Source organism: Nostoc sp. MS1 (assembly GCF_019976755.1).
Taxonomy (GTDB): domain Bacteria; phylum Cyanobacteriota; class Cyanobacteriia; order Cyanobacteriales; family Nostocaceae; genus Trichormus.
In genome coordinates this window covers 3,080,163-3,102,234 of the sequence record NZ_AP023441.1, presented here as the reverse complement: position 1 = coordinate 3,102,234, position 22,072 = coordinate 3,080,163, and the positions used below count along the sequence as shown (strand labels likewise).

15 protein-coding genes and 2 pseudogenes are annotated in these 22,072 nt (G+C 40.4%); 8 read left to right on the top strand and 9 right to left on the bottom strand.

The genetic code is table 11. The annotated features are described in order from the left end of the window. Window positions 1-56: 56 nt before the first annotated feature. The 3 genes from NSMS1_RS13430 to NSMS1_RS13420 form a co-directional block, all read right to left on the bottom strand. On the bottom strand, window positions 57-2,825 hold the full coding sequence (locus NSMS1_RS13430; protein ID WP_224095226.1) for an ATP-binding protein: 2,769 nt from the start codon (window positions 2,823-2,825) through the stop codon (window positions 57-59). Between the two features lie 327 nt (window positions 2,826-3,152). After that, entirely contained in the window at window positions 3,153-4,922 is a 1,770-nt protein-coding gene (locus tag NSMS1_RS13425) for a WD40 repeat domain-containing protein (protein WP_224093968.1), read from the bottom strand. A 400-nt stretch (window positions 4,923-5,322) separates the two neighbouring features. Next, window positions 5,323-5,706, bottom strand: coding sequence for a hypothetical protein (locus NSMS1_RS13420; protein WP_224093967.1), 384 nt, complete (start codon window positions 5,704-5,706; stop codon window positions 5,323-5,325). A gap of 191 nt (window positions 5,707-5,897) precedes the next feature. Between NSMS1_RS13420 and NSMS1_RS13415 the strand changes: the two are divergent. Both NSMS1_RS13415 and NSMS1_RS13410 read left to right on the top strand, forming a co-directional pair. Further along, window positions 5,898-6,065 (top strand): annotated as a pseudogene (locus tag NSMS1_RS13415) (NAD(P)H-binding protein); the annotation flags it as partial. Between the two features lie 108 nt (window positions 6,066-6,173). Further along, window positions 6,174-7,049 carry an alpha/beta fold hydrolase gene (locus tag NSMS1_RS13410; protein ID WP_224093966.1) on the top strand — a complete coding sequence of 292 codons (876 nt, stop codon included), beginning with the start codon at window positions 6,174-6,176 and terminating at the stop codon, window positions 7,047-7,049. A gap of 77 nt (window positions 7,050-7,126) precedes the next feature. On the opposite strand, the gene NSMS1_RS13405 is transcribed toward NSMS1_RS13410, so the two are convergent. Continuing rightward, the gene (locus NSMS1_RS13405; protein WP_224093965.1) at window positions 7,127-9,178 is read right to left on the bottom strand and encodes a hypothetical protein; all 2,052 of its coding nucleotides are present in this window, start codon (window positions 9,176-9,178) and stop codon (window positions 7,127-7,129) included. A 783-nt stretch (window positions 9,179-9,961) separates the two neighbouring features. Here NSMS1_RS13405 and NSMS1_RS13400 point away from each other — a divergent pair. The 3 genes from NSMS1_RS13400 to NSMS1_RS13390 are packed head-to-tail and all read left to right on the top strand — an operon-like array spanning window position 9,962 to window position 11,057. Beyond that, window positions 9,962-10,171, top strand: a complete 210-nt coding sequence (locus NSMS1_RS13400) for a DUF2997 domain-containing protein (protein ID WP_224093963.1) — start codon at window positions 9,962-9,964, stop codon at window positions 10,169-10,171. A gap of 38 nt (window positions 10,172-10,209) precedes the next feature. Continuing rightward, window positions 10,210-10,596: a DUF1257 domain-containing protein gene (locus NSMS1_RS13395; protein WP_224093961.1), complete on the top strand. Its 387-nt coding sequence runs from the start codon at window positions 10,210-10,212 to the stop codon at window positions 10,594-10,596. After that, window positions 10,596-11,057 (top strand): ferredoxin, encoded by a 462-nt coding sequence (locus NSMS1_RS13390; RefSeq protein WP_224093959.1) that lies wholly within the window; start codon window positions 10,596-10,598, stop codon window positions 11,055-11,057. The genes NSMS1_RS13395 and NSMS1_RS13390 overlap by 1 nt, the downstream gene beginning before the upstream one ends. A 105-nt stretch (window positions 11,058-11,162) precedes the next feature. Here the strand turns inward: NSMS1_RS13390 and NSMS1_RS13385 are convergent, their stop codons facing one another. From NSMS1_RS13385 to NSMS1_RS13365, 5 genes are all read right to left on the bottom strand, one after another. Continuing rightward, entirely contained in the window at window positions 11,163-11,447 is a 285-nt protein-coding gene (locus NSMS1_RS13385) for a YiaA/YiaB family inner membrane protein (RefSeq protein WP_224093957.1), read from the bottom strand. A 227-nt stretch (window positions 11,448-11,674) separates the two neighbouring features. Further along, window positions 11,675-13,234, bottom strand: a complete 1,560-nt coding sequence (locus NSMS1_RS13380) for a DUF4335 domain-containing protein (RefSeq protein WP_224093956.1) — start codon at window positions 13,232-13,234, stop codon at window positions 11,675-11,677. A 25-nt stretch (window positions 13,235-13,259) separates the two neighbouring features. Further along, complete coding sequence (locus NSMS1_RS13375; RefSeq protein ID WP_067767421.1) at window positions 13,260-13,865, bottom strand: DUF3038 domain-containing protein; 606 nt, start codon at window positions 13,863-13,865, stop codon at window positions 13,260-13,262. 658 nt (window positions 13,866-14,523) lie between these two features. Then, window positions 14,524-16,941 (bottom strand): endonuclease MutS2, encoded by a 2,418-nt coding sequence (locus tag NSMS1_RS13370; protein ID WP_224093954.1) that lies wholly within the window; start codon window positions 16,939-16,941, stop codon window positions 14,524-14,526. A gap of 235 nt (window positions 16,942-17,176) precedes the next feature. Further along, complete coding sequence (locus tag NSMS1_RS13365; RefSeq protein ID WP_224093952.1) at window positions 17,177-18,142, bottom strand: hypothetical protein; 966 nt, start codon at window positions 18,140-18,142, stop codon at window positions 17,177-17,179. A gap of 278 nt (window positions 18,143-18,420) precedes the next feature. Between NSMS1_RS13365 and NSMS1_RS13360 the strand changes: the two genes are divergently transcribed. The 3 genes and pseudogenes from NSMS1_RS13360 (at window position 18,421) to NSMS1_RS13350 (ending at window position 21,940) form a co-directional block, all read left to right on the top strand. Then, entirely contained in the window at window positions 18,421-19,584 is a 1,164-nt protein-coding gene (locus tag NSMS1_RS13360; RefSeq protein ID WP_224093950.1) for a GuaB3 family IMP dehydrogenase-related protein, read from the top strand. 357 nt (window positions 19,585-19,941) lie between these two features. Beyond that, window positions 19,942-20,289: pseudogene (gene trxA, locus NSMS1_RS13355) on the top strand (thioredoxin); the annotation flags it as partial. A gap of 580 nt (window positions 20,290-20,869) precedes the next feature. After that, a complete protein-coding gene (locus NSMS1_RS13350; protein ID WP_224093948.1) occupies window positions 20,870-21,940 on the top strand; it encodes an LOG family protein in 1,071 nt (356 codons plus the stop codon). The last annotated feature ends 132 nt before the right edge of the window (window positions 21,941-22,072 follow it).

Genomic DNA, 22,072 nt, shown 5'->3' with positions numbered 1-22,072 from the left:
ATATCTATGTTGATTCAAGCAATTTGCGAAGAATCACCTATCTAAAATACTTAAAATTAGGTAGATAAATAAGGTTGAATCATCGCCACTATTTCCTCATCTTCAAACTCGGCAATTAATTCCGAGACTTTATTAGAAAACCCCGTATATTTCTCATCTAATTGTCTAATTCTGTTTATCTCTTCTTGAATACCCATCACATAACCTGTCTTAGCAGCTTGATATAGATTAACTAATTCTGTAGCAGGGGGAAATATAATTTCTTCGGGATATCGATATGTTTTTGCTGAGGAGTTATGATCTGAAGCATAAATCCAGTTTAAAAATAGATAACGTTGTAATATATTAAACAATTCCTCAGTATTTATAGGTTTTGGTAGGAAATCGTTACAGCCAGCTTCTTGGCTTTGTTGACGAGTGAAGTTAGATACACTAGCAGAAGAAGCGATGATCACTGTATTTTGAAATTCTAATTGAGAACGGAGAATTTGTGTCATCTGGAAACCATCAATTTCAGGCATTGCTAAATCAGTAATAATTAAATCTGGTTGAGAAGCTTTTGCTTGTTCTAAACCCTCTTTTCCGTTACGAGCTTCGATTAATTTGAATCCCATTGGAAATAATAGATTAGCAAAAACCGACCGATTCTCCCAAACATCATCAACAATTAAAATAGTTTTTATCTGACCTTCATAACCAATTAGATTTTTGATAATTTTAGATGATTTAGGCAATTTTGTAGCATCTACTATTGGCAAATTCAAGTCGAACCAGAATTTAGTGCCTTGTCCATAATTACTCTCAACTTGAATTTCACTACCCATCAATTCTATAATTTGACTACTAATTGCCAAACCTAAACCTGTACCTTCTGAGTTGTGGGAATTATCTCCTACTTGTTCAAAGGGTAAAAATATTTTTTTGAGTTGTTCGGTTGTCATCCCAATACCTGTATCCTCAATTTTGAATCTAATTGTGCTGACTGGTAACTGTGGATACTTGTCAGGAATTGTTATTGTGTCTGCACTACCAATGATTTCTACAGTAAAAGTAACTGTTCCTTGTTTGGTAAACTTAACAGCATTACCCACTATATTGATTAAAACTTGGCGTAACCGTTTTTCATCAGCATAAACAGCCGTTGGTAGCTGATGATGTGCCTCATAGATAAATTTAATTTGTTTCTGTTCAGCTTTAATGCGACAAATATCACAAACGCCGGAGATTAATTGTTCTAAATTAGATTCAGTAGGATAAAGTTCTAATTTTTTAGCTTCAATTTTGGCAATATCTAAAATATCATTAATTAACGTCAGTAAATGAGAACCACAATCATAAATAATCTGACAACCTTCCATCTGCTCATCCGTGGCGTTGGAGTCAAATTGGAGAATCTGAGCATAGCCAAGAATACCATTGAGGGGAGTGCGTAATTCATGACTCATATTAGCTAAAAATTCACTTTTGGCACGGTTAGCTGCATCAGCAGCTTCTTTAGCGGCTGTGATTTCTGCTGTTCTTTGCTCAACTCGTTTTTCTAATTCCTGATTAGTCTGTTCTAAAGCTGCAAAAGAATCGCGTAACTGTCCCGCCATTTTATTAAAAGATGTGGATAAAATACTTAATTCTTTTAATTCAGGAATTGCCACTTCTTGGGCAAGGTTGCCAGAGGCGATCGCACTACTAGCTTGAGTTAATTGTAAAATAGGAAGGACAATCCAACGGGAAGTATAAACGCCCATTGCAGTAGCTATGATCAGCGCCCCCAAGCAAAGTAAAATAGTTGTCCGATTATTGGTATGAATTTGTGCCATAAAATCCTTTTCAGGCACAATCACAACTACTAACCAATCCAAACCTAACTTATCATTCCAAGGTTTGACTTGTACAAAATACTTTTCACCTTGCAGTTCTATCAAAGATTGTTGATAGGCTCGAATATTTTTCAGTTGACCAAACTTTTGCTGAAGATAATTGCTAGTTTTTTGAATTAAATAATCTTTACTCTCAAACGCTGATACTCTTTGTGCCTTGCCATTAATCACATCGTATGGTGATTCTTGATTAGAAGCTGCAACTATTAAACCAGAGCGTTCTATAATAAATATTTGACCTGTTTTACCTACCTTTAAATTGGCAAGAAATCTGCTGATTTGTGATAAGATTAAATCAACACTTAGTACCCCAGCAAACTTATTCTTTTTATCATGGATGGGATAACTAGCCGAGATAGATAAAATGTTTGGTTTATCTTCCCATTGGTAAATTTGGCTCCAAATAGGTTTAGTTACATTAACAGCGTCAGAATACCAAGCTTCGACTCTAGGATCGTAATTTTTAACGGCTGTTAGTTTGAGGCGATCGCCTTGATTATTGGTATCGTAGACGTAAAGTTTGCCAATTCCTTGTTTTTGGGAAACTTCATTAATTAATAAATTACCGTTGTTTAACCGTTCAACACCAATAAACTCCCCTTGGGGATTAGCAAAACTAATATAACCAACATTGAATACCTGCATTTGCTGCCAGAAATAGCGTCCTGTTAGCTGAAAATCCTCCAAGTTCAGCATTCCTAGCCTTGCAGCATCCACATTAATTTGATTAATCTGATGAGGAGTTGCTAAATAAGTGTCCAGATGTTGATCAACTAGCCCATTCACCTTCATCAACAACTGATCAGCCAGTTCATTAACTGCCTTCTGTCCATTTCTAAAAGACAGATAGCCCACCAGACTGACTGCGGTGAAAGTTTGCAGCACAAACGGAATTATTAAAATCAGGCGCAAAGGCAACTTGCGAGCGGTTTGAACCCCGGAATGAATCATTGTTTTAACTTGCAGCTGCAAAGAAGGCTTGGTGTCATTATTTGGCATTATTTTGCCCACTCCTTCAGCTTCAATATCACAATGCTGTTCATTTTTCGTTGCACAATTCCACTTCAAAACAAAAGCTAACACAGGAGCATAGCCCATTGCGCCTTAAGTATTAGAGCATAAATTGTGCTGGTCTTAACTATATCAACTTTTGCTTAAGCGTAAACATAGTGTTTGTATTAGGGGTTGGGGGAGAGGGAGGAGAGGAGAGAATAATTAGTTACTATTAACTGTTGACTATGGACTATGGACTATGGACTAATGACTAATGACTAACTATTAACTCCTCTGCCAAATTTTAATTGTCTTATCCAAACTGCCACTGACTAGCATTTCCCCAGAAGTGGTAAAAGTGAGTGCTGTGACAATATCAGTATGTCCTGTAAAGGTAGCTAATAATTCCCCTGTTTCCAGATGCCACAATTTGATAGTTTGATCAGCGCTACCACTGGCGATAATTTGTTCATCAGGACTGAGGGCGATCGCATATACTTTATCTGTATGCCCCTTAAGGGTGCGAATTAATTTTCCCGTCGCCAAGTGCCAAATTTTAATCGTCTGATCCCAACTACCACTAATCAGTAGTTGTCCATCTTTACTCATCACTAGAGAACGCACAATATGAGCATGACCTGTAAGAATATGTGATGGTTGTGCATCTTTGAGATTTTTCCCTACCCAGAAATCAGTAGTCTGCCAAACTTTAATTTTGCGATAACTACCTGTAACTAAAGTTTGTCCATCTCTGCTCAAAAAGAGCGAATGGGCAGCTGTATCATCTAGAGACAAAATAGCTTTAACCTGACGGTGCATTAAATCCCAAAATAAAATTCTTCTATCATCGCCACCAGTTGCTAGCATTTGTCCGTCGGGAGTGAAAGCTACACACCGTACAACACCATTATGCTTATGCAGAATATCAATTAAATCTAGTGCGCCTGTATGCCAAATTTTAATAGTTGAGTCTGCACCGCCACTTAAGAGCATTTGCCCATCAGCACTAAAAGCTAGTGAATTTATTTCATCTACCATCCCAGAGACATTCCAAGGATATTCTGACAAAGTATCAATTAATTCACCTTGACTTAAATCCCATAACTTTGTCTCTCCCCGACTGCCACTAGCTAATATTGGCAAACCATTTTCACACCTAGAACTAAAAGCTAAACAATTAATTCCTCTAGTGTGTCCTCTTAATGTTTGCCAACATTCCCAATCACCGATAATTTCTTTACGGGGATGTTCTGAAGGTACAGTTTGAATAGTTTCCGGGATTGTCCTTTCAATAACTACTGGCAGACAATCAAGTTTTGCTTGTCTTTTAGCAGTTAGTGATTCCAAATACCAACTTAATCCGCCTGCATATAATAAATGGCTGGGAGTAAAATATAGTTTTGGTTCAGTTAAAGCTATTTCATTAGTGGGTAAGAAGCCAGCAATCACAGCTTGTTTTTCATAACCAAGTTTACCTGTGGATGGATAAAACAAACACAAAAAGATTAATACTTGGTGACTTTTTAAATCTTCTTGAGTAACTGACCACTTAATTTTATCTTTCTTAATACCGTTAAAACTTTCCCCATCTGCTACATAAACTTGCACCGTGACTTTTGGGTTATCCGCCAACAAATAAGTAAACTTGCTTTCACCCCGCAAATTGCCTTCATCATCTAATACCATGTTTTTCACGGTATCTTGGGGTAACTTTTTGAGTAACTTACCCAAACGTTCTGTAATGATGCGATCGACAATTTGTTCTCGCAAGAAATAATCTTCTGCTTGCTGCTGGAAGTAGATAGGGAAAGGAATTGTCCAGTCAGGCGGTTCAGGATATTCAGGCGGGATGGGAGGCGGATTTTTCGCCAGGATTTCGGCTTGACGGCGAGAAACTTCAAGAATTTTGGCAAATGGCTCCCCCCAAAATGCCATAATTTCACTGTGACACCCTTTTACTTGACTTTCCAATAAAGACAAATCGTAAGTCTTGGGTTTTTTCACACGGAGAAGGAAGTCAGCTTGTTGAGCTTTGAGTAAGCTAATCCAATCCATCTGCAATCCTGTGGCACAATTTTGCATACTTAAGGTAAGTGATACCAATGCAATTAATCAAGTTTATAACTTCTAGTTAATTAAAAATTCCGTAATCCTCGCAGTCTAATAGAACACAATCACAGGCAAAATTCGCAGAGAGTTTCCAAATCAAGAGGATTTGTAGCCTTGATTGCTTGATGTGACTGAGATAGGAAGAATTTCTCTGAAGTCCACCAATTCTAACTAATCTTAACCAAGCGATACTGTTGGTCTAGAACAGTTATCTTTCTAAAGAAGAATATGATTTAACCGGGTTTTAATATACATATAACTCAGGAAAAATGGGCTTAGGTTAAGCTTAGTTCGTAGCCAATCAAGGTAATACTTGCGGTTTGTAATTAATGATATATGGTTAATGTTAAGCTTTGTTCTCTGGTGTAGTAACTTGATTGCGTACATCAGCAGTCACATCAGATTCTAAGCGTTGAATTTTTTGATGTAAATAAAAGTCATCCCTACTAACTATAGTTTCTAAATTAGCAATTCTTTGTTCTAATAATTTTGTTTCTTGACCGGATAAATACGGAGGCTTTAATTTCTTCTCATCAGAGCGCCATATAGCCAAAGTACTAGCTGTTGCCCCTAATAGAGCCGCTAAAGGAATAATAGGGCCGCTTCTAGTTACCTTCGACAGAGGTATACAAATAGCAAGCATAATAACCGTCAACCCCCAAATTTTTGTAGTGGCGGTTACTTTAATATCTTGAGATGGTTCTAAATATTGTCGCGATCGCTTACCCATAACTCACCTAAGATGAATTACTTATTAGAGTCGCATAATTACTGAAAAAAATCTCTCCTACATTCGGGCTAAGTATAATTACTTCGATAAACTATGCAGCATTGAGGCTGATGTACGCTATCAAGGTGGAGTGATTACGCGCGATCGCAATCCTTTGATAGAATCCTTTGAGCGTAAGTGATGAAAATTCTATGGCAAACACAGCCAATATTTTTTTAGTTGGTGCTAGTCGCGGTGTTGGTAGAGAAATTGCCAACTATCTCACCAAACAAAATCTCCAAGTTACAGCACTCCTAAGAAGTGAAAAATCTCGTGCTGAACTAGAAGCCGTAGGCGTTCAGGTGGTCTTAGGCGATGCTTGCGATCGCACTAATAATAAAATCCTCTCGGCCGTAGATAAAAATATGTTATTCACGCCAAGAGATTTTGTTGAGTTTAGTTTGGATTAACAAAGAGCGTGAGTTATTATGTTCACAAACTTTGAACAAACTACAGTTAAGACAACACAAGCTCAAATCAATTTAGTCAAAGCTGGTCATGGCCCGGCGCTACTTTTGTTACATGGCTATCCCCAAACTCATGTGATGTGGCATAAAATAGCCCCTCGTCTGGCGGAAAATTTCACTGTAATTGCCACAGACTTAAGAGGATACGGCGACAGTTCCCAGCCTGAGAGTCTTCCTAACCACATCAGTTATTCAAAACGGGTCATGGCGCAAGATCAAGTAGAGGTCATGTCTGAGTTAGGGTATGAGCAATTTTACGTTGTTGGACATGACCGAGGAGCGCGAGTAGCCCATCGTCTAGCTTTAGACCATCCCCACCGCGTTACAAAACTCGCCCTACTAGATATTGCACCCACATATCAAATGTATAAAACTACTGATAAAGAATTTGCCACAGCTTATTATCATTGGTTTTTCTTAATTCAAGGCAATAATTTACCCGAAACCCTCATCAGTGCTAACCCCGAATATTACTTACGCCAGTGTTTAGAAAAGTGGGGTAAAGATTTTTCAGCATTTCATCCTCAAGCTTTAGCCGAGTATATACGTTGCTTTTCTCAACCTGCTGTTATTCACGCCACCTGTGAAGATTATCGTGCTGCGGCGACAATTGATTTAGAGCATGATGAACTCGATATAAAACAAAAAATTTCCTGTCCAGTGCTGGTGCTGTGGGGTGAGAAAGGAATCATTGGCCGTAAATATAATGTTTTGGCAATTTGGCGAGAACGTGCAATTAATGTAAGCGGTCAGTCTCTAGCTTGTGGTCATTTTCTACCCGAAGAAGCACCAGAGGAGACTTATCAGGCTATTTATGAATTTTTGGTTAGCAGTTGATTTCTTATTTGATGAATGCTACAGATTTATAGTTAGTTTTTAATACGTAAGGTGGGCATTGCCCACCCTACAGATTACTACAAACCTTTTGAATCTATTTTCACAGATGAGAATTTGAGTTTTACAGACTTATCAGATTTTTTCGAAGCACCCACAACCCGGAAACTTATAGATACTGGAGAATTAGAACGCAGGATTTTTTCAGGAATCACCGCCTCATATTCAGTAATCTGACTTGTAGTATTTAAAGTCCATTGAGTAACGGGTTGTTTATTAACAATTAACTCCAAATCGATTGGCAACTTTGGATTTACTGACAAATTCTCAATTTTGGCTAACAGCTTTACATCATTTAATTTCCGAGTTTCAATAGGTAAAGACAATACCGCTTCCGGCGGCCTTATCAAACTGCCATTGCCTTCTAATTTTCCCCAACCTTTACGGGCAAAATTACGGAAATTACCATCATCTGCAAAAGTTACAGTAAAGGGTGTAGCACATCGAAAACTACCATTGAGATAGCCCCAACCTTGACGATTAAAGGAGATATTAGCTAGTTGTTTTTCTAACGATTCCTGTGCATTGTTGCTAATTAGTTTTCCATTCGTACCACAAAGACGCTCTTCTGTTTGTTTGGCAAAATCTTGATAAATCAGAATTTTTCTAATGTTGCCAGCTTTATCAAAATAAATAAAGGGCGAATCTATTTGATTAGGTGCGATCGCCTCACCAAAACGTTCATATTCTCTAGCACGTTCTGCGAATATTTCCGGCTCTGGATTGTACCAATTTGGAAAGTTTGATAAAAGCCAAGTTGCTGGAGGTTTCAGTTTTAAATAATGCCCATCCCAAGGATGTCTGAAGAAAAGCTCATTGGGAAAAATTTGTAAAACCAACATCAAAGGCAACAGTAAATATTTAAGTAAGCCTTTTAAATCTTGGATATTTGCCGCTACCCAGACAATTAAAGCCATTGCTGACCAAAACGCATAACGGCTGAATATCTCCTGTCCATGATTCCAATTTGTTTGGCTCAAAGTTGGCTGGAGCATTAAAAAAAATGCTAATAGAAATATATCATTTGGGTTAAATATTGGATGTTTATTTTGAACTATAACCAGAATTAAACGATATATGGCAATAATTAAACCCCCAATCATTAAGCCTGGGAAACCAACAATTAGTCCCTGATTCCAATCAAGAAGTGTAGAAACGAAACGTCCCCAACTAATTAAACTGGGGTCAACAAAACCTCTTTTGGCAATTAAATTTGGGATTTGGTAATGATAATAGTAAAAACCATAAGGAAAAAGAGAGACGGCCGCGATCAAACCCAACCAGATATGCTTTTTGATAAACTCTAAAGGTTGTTTGAGAATATTTGATTTTAAATTTTTTCCTAAGAAAAATACTAAAATTGATGCCAAAAGAAAAACGACCGATGGATTTTGTAACGTGGCTAAAGTAGCTGCGATCGCTGCAATATAAATCTGTCGGTCAAGAAAGGCGCATCCAGAAATTAAAATAGATGCAGCGATGAAAACTTCAGGATGCGGCCATTGCAGGTAAAAGAACACACACCCTGCTATATACAATAATGCGATCGCCCACCGCACTAAAGGGGATTGTCGGCAAAACAGCAAAACATAACCCAGCGTAAAATCAATCAAGAATGCGTTAGTTAATTGAAACGCTTTGAGTTCATTCAGCCTCAAAATAGCAAGAAACGCTTTAGCCGGAAGGTTAATTAATGGATATAGCCAAAAATGATAGCCAAAATACTCCCCTCGGTTAGATTTGAGAATACCTAAGTAAATCTCATTTTCACCATTTCTTAATGCTTCCAGCGTTCCTTGTAGGACTTTAACATCGTAGTTACTAGGTTGATTCTCGACAATTTTGATCAGACTGGTGATATCACTTTCTCTAATATCTGGGCTGAAATGATTGAAGAAACCTTGCAAAATTAAAGCGTATTCATAGCCATCACCTTGTCTAATGGGGTTGGTTGTAAGACAGTATAAAATCAGAATGATTGAAAAAATCGAGATAAAGATAATGGCAAATTGTTTAGAAGCTAATATTGGCGCGATCGCACCAGTAAAGTAAACCACAGCATTATTTTTCATAGCTTAGAAGCAGCATATATTAAATTTGTTCTGAGATACTAATAACGTATTTGTATAAACTAAATTTCACAATATCAGCTAAAGCTATATCAGTAAACTTCATATAACTGAAATTTACGATGTTAATCAAAAAATTAAATTGATGATGAAGTAGATATATAAAAGCAAGGTTCGAGGTGAGGCGGCTTAATGGCTGTTTGAAAAGTCCGACAGGTTAATGTTCGTTGGGGTTCTCCATGTTGTCAGATGAAAAACATCTGGTTTGCATAGTGAAATTAAATCAAACTCTTGTGGGGTGAGCATCATGAGCGCCCTTATGATGAAAATTGAATATGTAACAGCTTACTAACAGGTGCGGACTAAGGATAACCTCTGCCACTTGTATCGTGTCTAACGGAGGAAAGCTCTATTTACCAGGCGATAATTAAGTCAAACTTGATGATAATGATAAAAATTTTCAATAAAACACCTATATTGACAATTAACTAAACTCGATACACTACCCCTAGTACAGATTTTTCAAGCCTTTCACGCTCAAAATTCATGACAATAAAATTAACCTTGACTTCTGGATTAGGTTAAGAGAGACTAACTAATGATGGATGTATTAGCTTATAAGAATAATAATTTTTGTAAATTTTCTGAGATATTTATTTCGAGAGATGGAACATTAGGTAAAAAATGCCAAGTTTGTGTCTAAGTAACAATGTTCCTAGAGCTATACATATAGCCTACTGCTAAGGCAGTAAAATACAAGCGTACTTATCGTGGTTGGCCAAGAGTATGGAGACACTAGAGTTTATCATCTATCCAGACGGTCGGGTACAAGAAAAAGTCACTGGCATTGTGGGTGCTTCCTGCGCTGAAGTTACAGCAGCAATAGAGGCGCAGCTAGGACTGGTACTCACTCATGAGCCAACCTCGGAGTTCTTCGCCACGCAGGTGCAGCAATCTAGTGTGGCAAACACGCAAGCAACTTACAGCGATTGGTAAGTTTCACAACTGTTTATTGTCGTTGATTTACAACCACCATGTCACACTTTAGCCAAATTAAGACTCAGATCCGTAACCTCGAATCTTTACAAGATGCGCTCACCGAATTGGGCATAGACTGGAAAAGGGGGCCACGAGAAGTACGCGGCTATCGCGGTCAAACCCATCCTGCGGAAATCACCATCGAGCAGGAAAATGGCTATGACATCGGCTTTAGATGGAATGGCAAAGAATACGAATTAGTAGCTGATTTACAATATTGGCAGCAAAATCTCTCCGTTGATGGTTTCTTGCGTCAAGTGACTCAGCGTTATGCTTACCAAACCGTAGTGAAAGAAACCTCTCGTGTAGGTTTTCAAGTTACAGAACAGCAAAAAAATGAAGATGGTTCAATTCGCTTAGTTGTACAACGCTGGAGTGCGTAATGGCTGATTTTCTGCCGTCGCCGGAAGACCAAGAAGATAACCGTTCCGGTTTTGAACCAGAACTAGGGGGCTTTTTACGGGATGCTCCAGAACGTTCTGGTTTTGAACCAGAATTAGGTGGGATGTTGCGCCAAAAAGGTGTTTACGTTGATGAAATCACCTGTATTGGTTGCAAACACTGCGCCCACGTTGCGCGTAATACCTTCTATATTGAGCCTGATTATGGGCGATCGCGTGTAATTCGTCAAGATGGGGACGCGGAAGAAGTTATTCAAGAAGCGATCGACACCTGTCCGGTCGATTGTATTCATTGGGTTGATTACACCGAACTGAAAAATTTAGAAGAAGAACGCAAATTCCAGGTAATTCCTGTTGTTGGCTACCCAATAGACCAAGCAGTTGTAGTTACCGAAAAGCGACGGAGAAAACAAAAATCAAAAAATAAGAAATCCCGTTATTAAGATAATAAAATCTGTTTATAAAGTAGAAGGGCTGAATGTATAAGCCCTTTTATTTTTGCTATGCCAATTTAGAACCAATTCAATTAAGAAATTAGAATTAATATTTTATTTAAGATTTAAAGGGTCATGTTGAGACAGTAATTTTTCTACTTTTGCCTCATCAATACGGGCTGCTAATCTTCTAGCTTCGTGTGAATCTCTGGTAGTTTTAGCTAGTGTAAAAGTTGAACCTACGGAAAAAGCTAAACCCATACCCATAAAACCTTTTACCCAGTTATCAACGGGTAAATTCACAATTCCAAAACTAGTCATAGACACAGATAACACAAAAGCTGCCCATGTTTGAATAACCCAAGCTGCGCTATCCTTTTGTGGCCCAATCGTTTGCATCTTATCCACCTGAATTAACGTGACTTAGCTGCAATTGTATTAACAACTAGAATCATCAGTACGGAAGACGAAACCACTTTAGTGACTGGACTCAAAAACTAATTTACAAGTCATTAAATTAAGCAATAACTGGTACAAAAAAATGTACCAGTTTCACAAGTGGCATTATTTTTATATAGTCAATAGCTGCTTCTTTAACTATGGACTAATGACTAATGACCATATACTTATTCAGACTCAGGGAAAGTTTGTACTTTACCATCGGGACTGAGAAGAACTCGAATCCTTGTCATTTGTCCAGAACGATTGGCAGAAACGAAAGGTTCGCCAATAGCCGGCATTCTTGCTAAGTCAATGTTATCTCTGGCGGCTTTACCTAAAGGTAATATACGCTCAATTTTGCCATCAACCCCTAGCAATAGGCTGTACTCTAAGGTTTGTGAAAATCCTGAAGGTGGTTGCCAACGCTTTTTGAGAAATTCTCTAGCTTCTGCTACCTGCGGTGTATCGAATAGGGTATCGGAGTTAGCTGCTGCTGTAGTCGAGGTGGTTTTAGGTTCATCCCCTAATTTATCTATAAAGGGGCTAGTATCTGGCGCTTGTGAAGGGGTATTAACTGAAGAATTACTTCTAACCCGCGCTGATTGTGTGGCTACAGGTGAGATTTGTGGAATTGGGCTGGGAATGGTGGCTAATGGTGGGGGTACTGGTGGAATACTAGATGAAGAGTTGCTTATAGAAGTAGATAATCTAGGAGGTAAACTGCGCTTAAGAGTAATTCCCTCTGGGCTAGTTAATTTTGTGGGATTAGGTTGAATAGCAATTTGTTGTCCTGGAAGAGTAGTAGAGGAATTACCAGGAAGAGAGGGAATTTGTAGCTGAGGTTGATTCTGTCCCTGTTTTGTTCTCAGAGAATTTGGTACTAACGTAGAACTTGTAATGTTAGCAGGGAGAGGTGCTGTCGGTAAGGTTGCACTTGGTGGTGGCGGAGTCGAACCTATTGGTAGAGGTGATAAATTATTTGAGGGAACAAGTTCAGTTTGAGGTGCAGGAAAGTTAGGACTGGGTGCTGGTTGTAAAGCAATTTGTTCATTGCTGGAATTACTTGTCTTAGCTGTCTGCTGGTCTTTTTGTCTATTGTTAGCGTATTGCCAAGTTAAAGGCGTTAGACCTAAAGCTAATACTAGTACAGCCGCAACAGGGGCCCATGTCGGCAATCTTGCTACAGAACTAGTGTTATTGAGGGCTGGTAAAGCCATCACATCTGTTGAGTATTCGTCTAGAGCTGTTGCTAAATCGAACAGTTGCAACAGACTCAGTTGGATAACAGGGCCAGATACAGGATTAGCTAAGGAACCAAGATAAAGATTATGTGTTAAATTATCACCCGGTTCTAAGTAGATGTTTGAGCCTAATATTTGGGGTGTAAAAGATTTTGATCTAGGTAAAAGTGCAGCTTGATAAGAATCTGTTAAATCTTGGGTGGGTACTTTAGTTGAATCTTCGACTCCAGAGAAACTGAGCCAAAAGCTTTCCGGTGGCTGTTGGAGAAATTGCTGTACATAAGTGGTGACAGCATCACATAGGGTTTCTAGTTGATCGCGATCGCCACGAATTGGTACTCTGTTTTCTTCTGGCAGTTGTGGGTCATCAAAGCGCAACTCAAAAGTTAACTGTCGCAGAACAGGTTTACCCATCCAACGGGACAAAGGGGAGCTTTGCGCCAATACTTCTAGCGTACAAGTAGGTGGTGTGTAGCGACGAATGACAGAATTAGATAGAGGCATGGCAAGAACAGCGAAGGAGATGTTTTCAAGGTTTTGCGGAACGGTCGATGAGTGCTAGCCAGAGACGGCGGTGTCCACCAGGAGCGCTATAAAACAGCAAATCTACAAGCAGTTTGAGCGCTAGGTGTGTTAATAAATCCGTCGAGATTTGCTCGTCCTCTTCCATCCGCTCTTGGTAGGTATTGCAGAAAGCATCTATGTAATCTCCAAGTAAAGCAGCCTGATGAGGTTCCCGATTCTTTCCCGCCATTTGTTCGAGTAAACCTACGGCACGACGGATTAATTCTTGATGCTGCTGGGCAAGATAGCAGATGATGAGAACAAGCGATCGCGCTTCCTCCACATCCAACTTTTTCCGCCCTCCTTGGCCTTTGCGTAAAGGATTAGACTGACGCAAGCGCCATAAAGCTACGCGGTCTGGAACTTTCGACTCTAAGTTAAGATTAGTCGCAGCCGAAAGCATAGCTTCCGAACCAATTCCAGTTAGGGTTTCCAGAGCCAACAGCACCAAGTCTAACTGAGTTTTGATGTTGTCCCATTCAACTACATTTGGAGTTGGTAGTTTAATTAAATCCTCCCATTGAGAATTGGGAGTAGCTGAATCAGCGGCCGTTTGCATAACTTTTAGCATAGGTGATCAGGCTGGTAGGGGCTGTTGCTGTTACCCATTTTGAAACCAGACTCTTGATCATGGGAGTTGGTTTCCTGTGCAGGCGGCTAGAAGATAGCGGTTGGAGGCTAAAGGTTATTACTTGTGGGCTAGGGTTCCGTAACGCTCAAACAATTGTTTTAAGTTGGCTAATTAGTGGGAGAAACCCACAATCAAAGATAAAATCTCTTTTCTAATTCCTAGCCCCTAGTCTCTAAACCTTTTTTCCAACCCTGTACTAGCTTTTCGTACTTTGGTCAACAGCAATTGTCACTGTCTTACTCTACTAGATGAAAATTTATTTTCAACAGTGTAGAAAGTAATTCTTTTTGGTAAAATATACTCACTATTATCTAATATTCAAGTACTTAAGTATAACTAAATAACATTAGAATTTTTAATATTTAATTCTCAATTAGCAGCATCATCAAGCAGTCGAGACTTTTTATAAAGTATAAAAAGTAATATTTATTGCAATTACTTTATTAATTAAATTCATTAAATAAAGGTAGAGAACCGGATCATTCTCTACCTTTGTTTTAAGTTATGAGTGCTGTTAGCGGTAGCGGCGCGTTTAGCGCGTGCTGAGTAATTATTTTCTCCCCTGCACCCCTACTCCCCCATCTCTTACCTTTTACTTTCACGAAACATGAGCAACCGTTACCCCACTACCACCATCAGCTTGTTCTGCCGCTTCGTGGTGGCTAACTCTGGGATGCTGTTGTAAATAGGCGTGGACACCTTGACGCAGCTTGCCAGTCCCGTGTCCGTGAATAATCCAGATTGGGCCGCTAGCTTCGGAAATGGCTTTATCTAAGATGTACTCAGCATCAGCCACCCGCTTACCCCGGATATCAAAAGTGTTTTTGGAGGTGCGAATTGCTGGGGTAGGTTGGGCTGGTTGGGGAATTGGTGCTGGCGTTGGTTTAGGCTTGGCAACTGGTTCGGGTTTTTGTCCATCAAGGGATTCGATGTCTTGTAGCTTCACCGTCATTTTCATGATGCCAAAGCGGACGGTTAACTCACCATCCTCATCGGGAGCCGTTAAAACCTCTGCGGTTTGCCCTAATTGCGGAATACGGATGCGATCGCCAACTTTCGGCACAAACCCTAATTTTGGTTTTGGTGGTGCTACTGGTTGATACTTCTGGGAAATCTGATTGAGGGCGTTAGTGGCTTGTTGGGCATCTTGGGCTGTGGCTGTACCTTGCTGCAAGCGGCGGATGACTTTGGCAATTTCGCCTTTGGCTTGGTTAATAGCTTGCTGCACAGCGACTTCCTGAGAAGCCTTAAGCGATTGTTCTCGCTCCTGTAATGCAGCCGCCTTCTCTGATACCTCTTTATACAGGCGTTCAGCTTGCTGTAATATTTTTTGCGCCTCAGCAGCCTTCGTTTCCTGGCGGCGACGTTGGGCTTCTAACCCAGCAATTACTTGATTAACTTCGTCTGTGGCTTCACCTACTTGAGTTTTCGCCTCTTCTACAACTTCTTTTTTCAACCCCAAACGCAACGCGATCGCCAACGCATTAGAACGTCCTGGAATCCCCCACAATAGGCGATAGGTAGGCGACAAAGTAGCATCATCAAATTCTACAGAAGCATTTTCAAAACGCTGATCCTCGTATTTGAGGGCTTTTAATTCGCCAAAGTGCGTTGTGGCAATCGTTAGCTGGGCATGATCTGCGAGGTATTGTAAAAGTGCGATCGCCAAAGCACTACCCTCAGCCGGATCTGTTCCTGCACCTACTTCGTCTAATAAAACCAGGGATGCAGGAAATGAGGAATATTTTTCTCCCTCATCTCTCCCCAGTTCTTCATCTCCTAAAGCATTCAAAATCCGACTAATCCGGCGGATATGCCCTGAAAATGTGGATAAACTTTGCTGTAGGGATTGTTCGTCACCGATATCAGCTAATACTTGGTCAAACCAAGGCATTTCTACTGGTTCGCGGGCGGGTATGAATAAACCCACCTTCGCCATTAAGGCTGCTAGTCCAAGGGTTTTTAATGTTACCGTCTTCCCACCAGTGTTAGGCCCGGTAATCGTCACTACCCGGATATGAGGACTGATTAACAAGTCTACTGGGATCACTGGATGACCTTGTTCATGTTGATTTTGCCACACTAACAAGGGATGGCGTAGCTGTCGTAGAGTGACTAATTCTTGTTCTTGGCGATTAATAAATCTGGGGGGATTGGCTTTGAGCCAAAAACTGTATCTAGCTCTAGCCGTTGCCATATCTAAGGTAGTGACAATCGCCAGTAACCTTTCCAAATCTGGTTTAACGGCTGCTACTTTTTCCGTCAAAACCCGGCGAATTGCTTCTTCTTCCGCTTGTTCTCGTTTTAATGTCTGCCGCAGTTGATTACCCATCGGCACAACAGAATTAGGCTCTATATACAGCGTCGCCCCACTAGTAGAGGTGTCATGCACAATACCAGGAATGGCATCTTTTTGGGGTGCTTTTACCGGGATAACAAAGCGATCGCCTCTTTGAGTAATTATCTGTTCTTGAACTGCATTAGATTTTACTTGTAAAATATTTTGCAGCTTTTGCGTAATTTGACTCCGCAATCTCCGCAGTTCGGTACGAATTTCACCTAACTTAGTGCTAGCACGGTCAGCGACTTGTCCACGCTCATCAATACAGAGATGTATCTCTTGCTCTAGTTCAGGGTAAGTACGTAACTCAGCCACTAATTGAGTTAAAATTGGTGTGTCTTCTTGGTTATCAATTATACGTCGTAAATTTCTCGCACCAGCAAGGGTAGTAGCGATCGCTAACAGTTCATCACCAGCCAAAATCCCTTGTAGTTCCGCTCTTTCTAAGGAATCACCAATATCTTGGATACCCTCAAAAGATAAACCACTAGCCAGACGGCTTTCCAGTTGATATACTTCTTTGGTCTGTGATAATAACTGCTCACTTGCTATCTGAGATACAGGGATTTGCAGATGCAGTGATGCGATCGCCCCAAGCTTAGTTGCCGCAAATGTAGAAAGATGCTGACAAAGGCGATACCATTCTAGTAGTTCTAAAGTTTCAGATTGAATCAAGGCTGCAAAATCAAATCTGAAGTGATCGTAACAATTCTAGCCTTTATCTTATCAGTTGACAGTGGTCAATAGTCCATAGTCCATAGTCAAAAGTTATTTTCCCTCATCTCCCCCATCTTCCTCCACTCCCGGTTGGTGAGCGTAGCCGTACCACTCCGTGGAAGCAAGCTACGCGGAGCGTCTGTCTCCGACACGCTCCGCGAACGCAGAGAACCACTCCCCACTCCCTACCCTCTTACTTCCGCAGGTAACTAAAACTCGGATCAGGTCTACCTACATAGCACGAGCGGGTGAACTGGTATTTTTTGATAATTGCCAATGATTGTTCTGCTTCAGCTTGATTGTTATCAAAATCAAACATCCAGTGATTACCGTCTACAATTTTCCAGCGATTATTTATCTTGTTGACGGTTGTAGTAGCAGGATTAAACGCTACACAGTCTTCGCCAGGCATTGCAGCAGATGGGGCAGTATTATTAACTAATAGATATGTAAAAGATGGTTGTGGTCTTCCAACAAAACAGGATTTATTCATGCGGTAGTTCTTGATAACCTGAAAAGCCTGCTTCGCCTCGCTGGCTTTGTTACCAAAATCAAACATCCAATGATTACCACCCTCAACTATCTTCCAACTACCATTAACTTGATTAACAGTAATATTATTAGGGTCAAAGGCGATACAATCTTCTTTCAGTGCTTGTGTTTGTATTGATACCGAGTTAGAACGGTAGGTTTTCTTTGTTCTTCTATCAGTCAAAACAATATATACAGAACTTGGTGGTGTTTGACCTTGCTCAACAGCAAACCAAAGAGAATTTAGATTTTGTGGCGAAGAAAAAGCACAGAAGCCGTAAATCTTTTGATTAGTTTGAGCATCATAAATATCTACCCAAGTTCTAGAAGAATTTTTATTGAGTCCGCAAGGTGGTAAATCTGGCGCACTCTCAAACAACTGAGATGGAAATGCAGCCGAGTTAGCTACAGCCAAGTTATACCGTTGAAAATTCTTCCCTGCATTTGTATAAGCTTCTTGACCTTTAAATACTAACTCTGGCTGAGGAATTTGATTAGAGACAAGTTGCAGCTTGGACAATGCTGGAGTTTGGACAGCATTAACAGCAGTCGTAATATTAGAAAAACTTGATAATACCAATCCTGCGATCACAAAACTTGCAAACTTACTATAATTTCTGACTAACATATTCACAAAACCTTTAACAACATTGAATACCAAAAGATTTACGTACTTACGCAATTTCTAAAGGCTATTCATCAATAGGTTGCTCAAGGAAACTTTATGCACTAATCCCAAAATTCTCAACGAATTAACTGAAAAAAGACCTCACACCCCTCCGCGCTAACCTCAGCGCTCCTCCGCGTTAAAATTCTGCCATCTCTAACACTTAGTGAAAAAAATCGCTGCAAACTGCCTCACAATTTGATACCCTAGCAAGAACAGATTTGAGAAAAGTTAACAGCGTGGAAATTCAACTTGGGCGGGGGAAGACAGCTCGTAGAGCCTACGGCATTGATGAAATTGCTCTAGTCCCCGGTAACAGAACACTCGATCCGAGTTTAGCCGATACTCGGTGGAAAATTGGCAATATTGAACGAGAAATTCCCATTATCGCCAGTGCGATGGATGGGGTTGTTGATGTGAAGATGGCTGTGCGTTTATCACAGCTTGGTGCATTGGGCGTTCTCAACTTGGAAGGGATTCAAACTCGCTATGCTGACCCAGAACCGATTTTAGATCGGATTGCGTCAGTTGGCAAAGATGAATTTGTTTCTTTGATGCAGGAACTATACGCCGAACCCATCAAGCCAGAATTAATCACCAAACGCATTCAAGAAATTAAAGCACAAGGTGGAATTGCAGCTGTGAGCGCCACTCCTATAGGCGCAAGTAGATACGGTGAGGTAGTAGCCAAAGCTGGGGCAGATTTATTCTTCATTCAAGCCACGGTAGTTTCTACCGCTCACCTCTCACCAGAGTCGGTAACGCCTCTGGATTTGGCTGAATTTTGCCGTTCTATGCCCATCCCTGTGATTTTAGGTAACTGTGTGACTTACGATGTCACATTGAACTTAATGAAAGCAGGAGCAGCCGCAGTATTAGTAGGCATTGGCCCAGGTGCGGCTTGTACCTCTCGTGGCGTGTTGGGTGTAGGCGTACCTCAAGCAACTGCGATCGCAGATTGTGCCGCCGCACGGGATGATTTTTATCGAGAGACTGGTAAATATGTACCCATCATCGCTGATGGTGGTTTAATCACTGGTGGCGACATTTGCAAATGTATTGCTTGTGGTGCTGACGGCGTAATGATTGGTTCACCCTTTGCTAGAGCCGCCCAAGCCCCAGGACGAGGCTTCCATTGGGGTATGGCTACACCCAGCCCAGTATTGCCCAGAGGAACCCGCATTCGTGTCGGTACTACAGGAACTCTCGAACAAATTCTGACTGGGCCAGCCGGGTTAGATGATGGTACTCATAACCTCTTAGGAGCGTTAAAAACTAGCATGGGTACTTTAGGAGCAAAAGATATTAAAGAAATGCAGCAAGTTGAAGTAGTAATTGCTCCCTCATTGTTAACTGAAGGCAAAGTTTATCAGAAAGCTCAACAATTAGGTATGGGTAAATAAAAAGTTTTTTGTCAGTGGTCAGTAGTTAGTAGTTAGTAGCTTTCGCTCTGTAAAGCTAGCCCACAAAGACATAGGTATTAGACACCAAACAAAAACAACTGTCAACTGACAACTTTAAATTATTCAGAAAATTTTTCCAGAGTTTTAAACATCCACTGGAAAAATCTCATATGTCGCCTACAATAGATATAGCGGAGACGCATGTTTCCGTTCACTCCTCACACCACACTCCGCCCGGACTACTGTTCGGGCGGTTCCTTATATATAAATAAATTCTTCAGCTTCTTTGCAAATGTACATCCTTCGTGTTTTGGGCAGTTGTTTTTGCTATGGTAGAATTTTCACGAAAGTCAGAAATATAATTGGCAAAGGTTTTTAGGCATGTCAGCAGCCGCACAAGTTACAGATTCTACTTTTAAGCAAGAAGTACTCGACAGCGATGTACCAGTTCTGGTCGATTTTTGGGCCCCCTGGTGTGGCCCTTGCAGAATGGTCGCTCCTGTTGTTGAGGAAGTAGCTCAACAGTATGAAGGTAAAGTCAAAGTGGTGAAAGTTAACACTGATGAGAATCCGCAAGTTGCAAGTCAGTATGGCATCCGCAGTATTCCCACGCTTATGATCTTTAAAGGTGGAGCAAAAGTCGATATGGTAGTCGGCGCGGTTCCTAAAACCACATTGTCCCAAACTCTGGAAAAGCATATCTGACACTCAATCAGTAGGAAACTCTTGTTGAGTAATCTATTGTCGTCGTTTAGTTTGGATAAATTTCATCTACTACTTTTATGAGGCGCAAATTATAGCGCCTCATAAAATTTTCTTATGAAAAGAATAAACTCAAACAACATGATTAAACTGAAAAATTTCTCCCACTGAATAATGACTTCTAAATTATTACTTTGAAGTATGAGCTTTAAATAGAAAAATCCATAGCAATTCTACTTTGTTCATCAATTTATTTATATAGTCTTTGAATAAAGATTCACAAAGAAAATAAATAAAAAGGTAAGTTTTTTTAAAATCAAATATTCTTTTAATAGAGAAATATCATGTTTTGGAAAAAATTGCTTAACTAAAAATGTTAAATTTCAAAATAGAGTCTAGTTACCAACTGGACAATGTGAAATATAACCATGATTTTTTTAAAAATTGAACTATCCTTAGATAGACTTAAAAAGTATTTTCATGAGTTATCCCTAACTGCTGAATTTTTCTGAAATTGCCAAGCAGTTGATAAATTGCACACAAAAATTAGGTAAAATGTAATGCCATTGTGGTGGCATCTCTCATGACCTCATCTGCGTCCTTCGACACATTCGAGTCTCTCCAAGCCGATATTACGGAATTAATTGATCGCTTGCCGACATTAAAGAATCGGCAGCTAATTCACAATGCTTTGGCAACCATAGTCCGTCTAGCTGATAGCGATATTGAACGTCTCGACTGGAAAATACTGTCTGCTGCCTTAGCAGACATGGAGCAAGGCTTTAAATTATTTTATGATTACCGACATGTCCGCAAAGTGACTATCTTCGGTTCGGCTCGTCTATCACCAGCCAGTCCAGAGTACCAAATGGCAGCAGAATTTGCCCGTGCAGTGACCGAGCTAGGATTTATGGTCATGACAGGGGGTGGTGGTGGTATCATGCAGGCCGGACACGAAGGCGCAGGGCGGGAAAATTCCTTTGGCTTAAATATCCAACTACCGTTTGAGCAACAGGCGAACCCAGTAATTGAAGGTGATCCTAAACTAATTCACTTCAAATACTTCTTTACACGCAAGCTGTTCCTCCTCAAAGAAAGCGATGCTATAGCCTTATTTCCTGGTGGGTTCGGTACTCAAGACGAGGCGTTTGAGTGCATGACCTTGAGTCAGACAGGTAAATTTGGCCCTGTACCAGTAGTTTTAATAGACCATCCAGGCGGTGACTATTGGCAGGCTTGGAGTGAATATATCAATCAGCATCTTGTGAAAACTGGGCTGGTAAGTCCTGAAGACCCCAACCTGTACACGGTGACAGATAACCTAGAAGTGGCTTGCAATGCCATTATTCGCTTTTATCAGGTGTATCACTCATGTCGTTATGTGGGCGATAAATTAGTAATTCGCTTAATCCAGGAATTATCAGATGATGAGGTTGAGCAACTCAATAGTCAATTCAGTAGCATTCTAGTGAAAGGGAAAATTGAGAAAAGCCAGTCTCTACCCCAGGAAAGCCAGGACGAAACCATTGGACTACCCCGCCTAGTTTTATACTTTAATCAACGAGACTTGGGACGCTTGTATCAAATGATTGGCTTAATTAATCAAATGGGTAGTAGTTCGACAAAAGAACAGGTACATCCAGAGAAGAAGTAGGTAGTTGACAGTTGACAGTTGACAGAGTGTTTTCTCCCTTGCCCTCCTTGTCTCCCCCATCTCCCCCTACTTCCTCATCTCCCTCATCTCCCCACTCCCCAATGAGAAAAACAGCAGTTATCATTACTCCAT

What these genes read in the sequence shown, in the direction of transcription:
- NSMS1_RS13430 (WP_224095226.1), bottom strand. Translation starts at nt 2,825, where the DNA reads ATGATTCATTCCGGGGTTCAAACCGCTCGCAAGTTGCCTTTGCGCCTG.
- NSMS1_RS13425 (WP_224093968.1), bottom strand. Translation starts at nt 4,922, where the DNA reads ATGGATTGGATTAGCTTACTCAAAGCTCAACAAGCTGACTTCCTTCTC.
- NSMS1_RS13420 (WP_224093967.1), bottom strand. Translation starts at nt 5,706, where the DNA reads ATGGGTAAGCGATCGCGACAATATTTAGAACCATCTCAAGATATTAAA.
- NSMS1_RS13410 (WP_224093966.1), top strand. Translation starts at nt 6,174, where the DNA reads ATGTTCACAAACTTTGAACAAACTACAGTTAAGACAACACAAGCTCAA.
- NSMS1_RS13405 (WP_224093965.1), bottom strand. Translation starts at nt 9,178, where the DNA reads ATGAAAAATAATGCTGTGGTTTACTTTACTGGTGCGATCGCGCCAATA.
- NSMS1_RS13400 (WP_224093963.1), top strand. Translation starts at nt 9,962, where the DNA reads ATGGAGACACTAGAGTTTATCATCTATCCAGACGGTCGGGTACAAGAA.
- NSMS1_RS13395 (WP_224093961.1), top strand. Translation starts at nt 10,210, where the DNA reads ATGTCACACTTTAGCCAAATTAAGACTCAGATCCGTAACCTCGAATCT.
- NSMS1_RS13390 (WP_224093959.1), top strand. Translation starts at nt 10,596, where the DNA reads ATGGCTGATTTTCTGCCGTCGCCGGAAGACCAAGAAGATAACCGTTCC.
- NSMS1_RS13385 (WP_224093957.1), bottom strand. Translation starts at nt 11,447, where the DNA reads ATGCAAACGATTGGGCCACAAAAGGATAGCGCAGCTTGGGTTATTCAA.
- NSMS1_RS13380 (WP_224093956.1), bottom strand. Translation starts at nt 13,234, where the DNA reads ATGCCTCTATCTAATTCTGTCATTCGTCGCTACACACCACCTACTTGT.
- NSMS1_RS13375 (WP_067767421.1), bottom strand. Translation starts at nt 13,865, where the DNA reads ATGCTAAAAGTTATGCAAACGGCCGCTGATTCAGCTACTCCCAATTCT.
- NSMS1_RS13365 (WP_224093952.1), bottom strand. Translation starts at nt 18,142, where the DNA reads ATGTTAGTCAGAAATTATAGTAAGTTTGCAAGTTTTGTGATCGCAGGA.
- NSMS1_RS13350 (WP_224093948.1), top strand. Translation starts at nt 20,870, where the DNA reads ATGACCTCATCTGCGTCCTTCGACACATTCGAGTCTCTCCAAGCCGAT.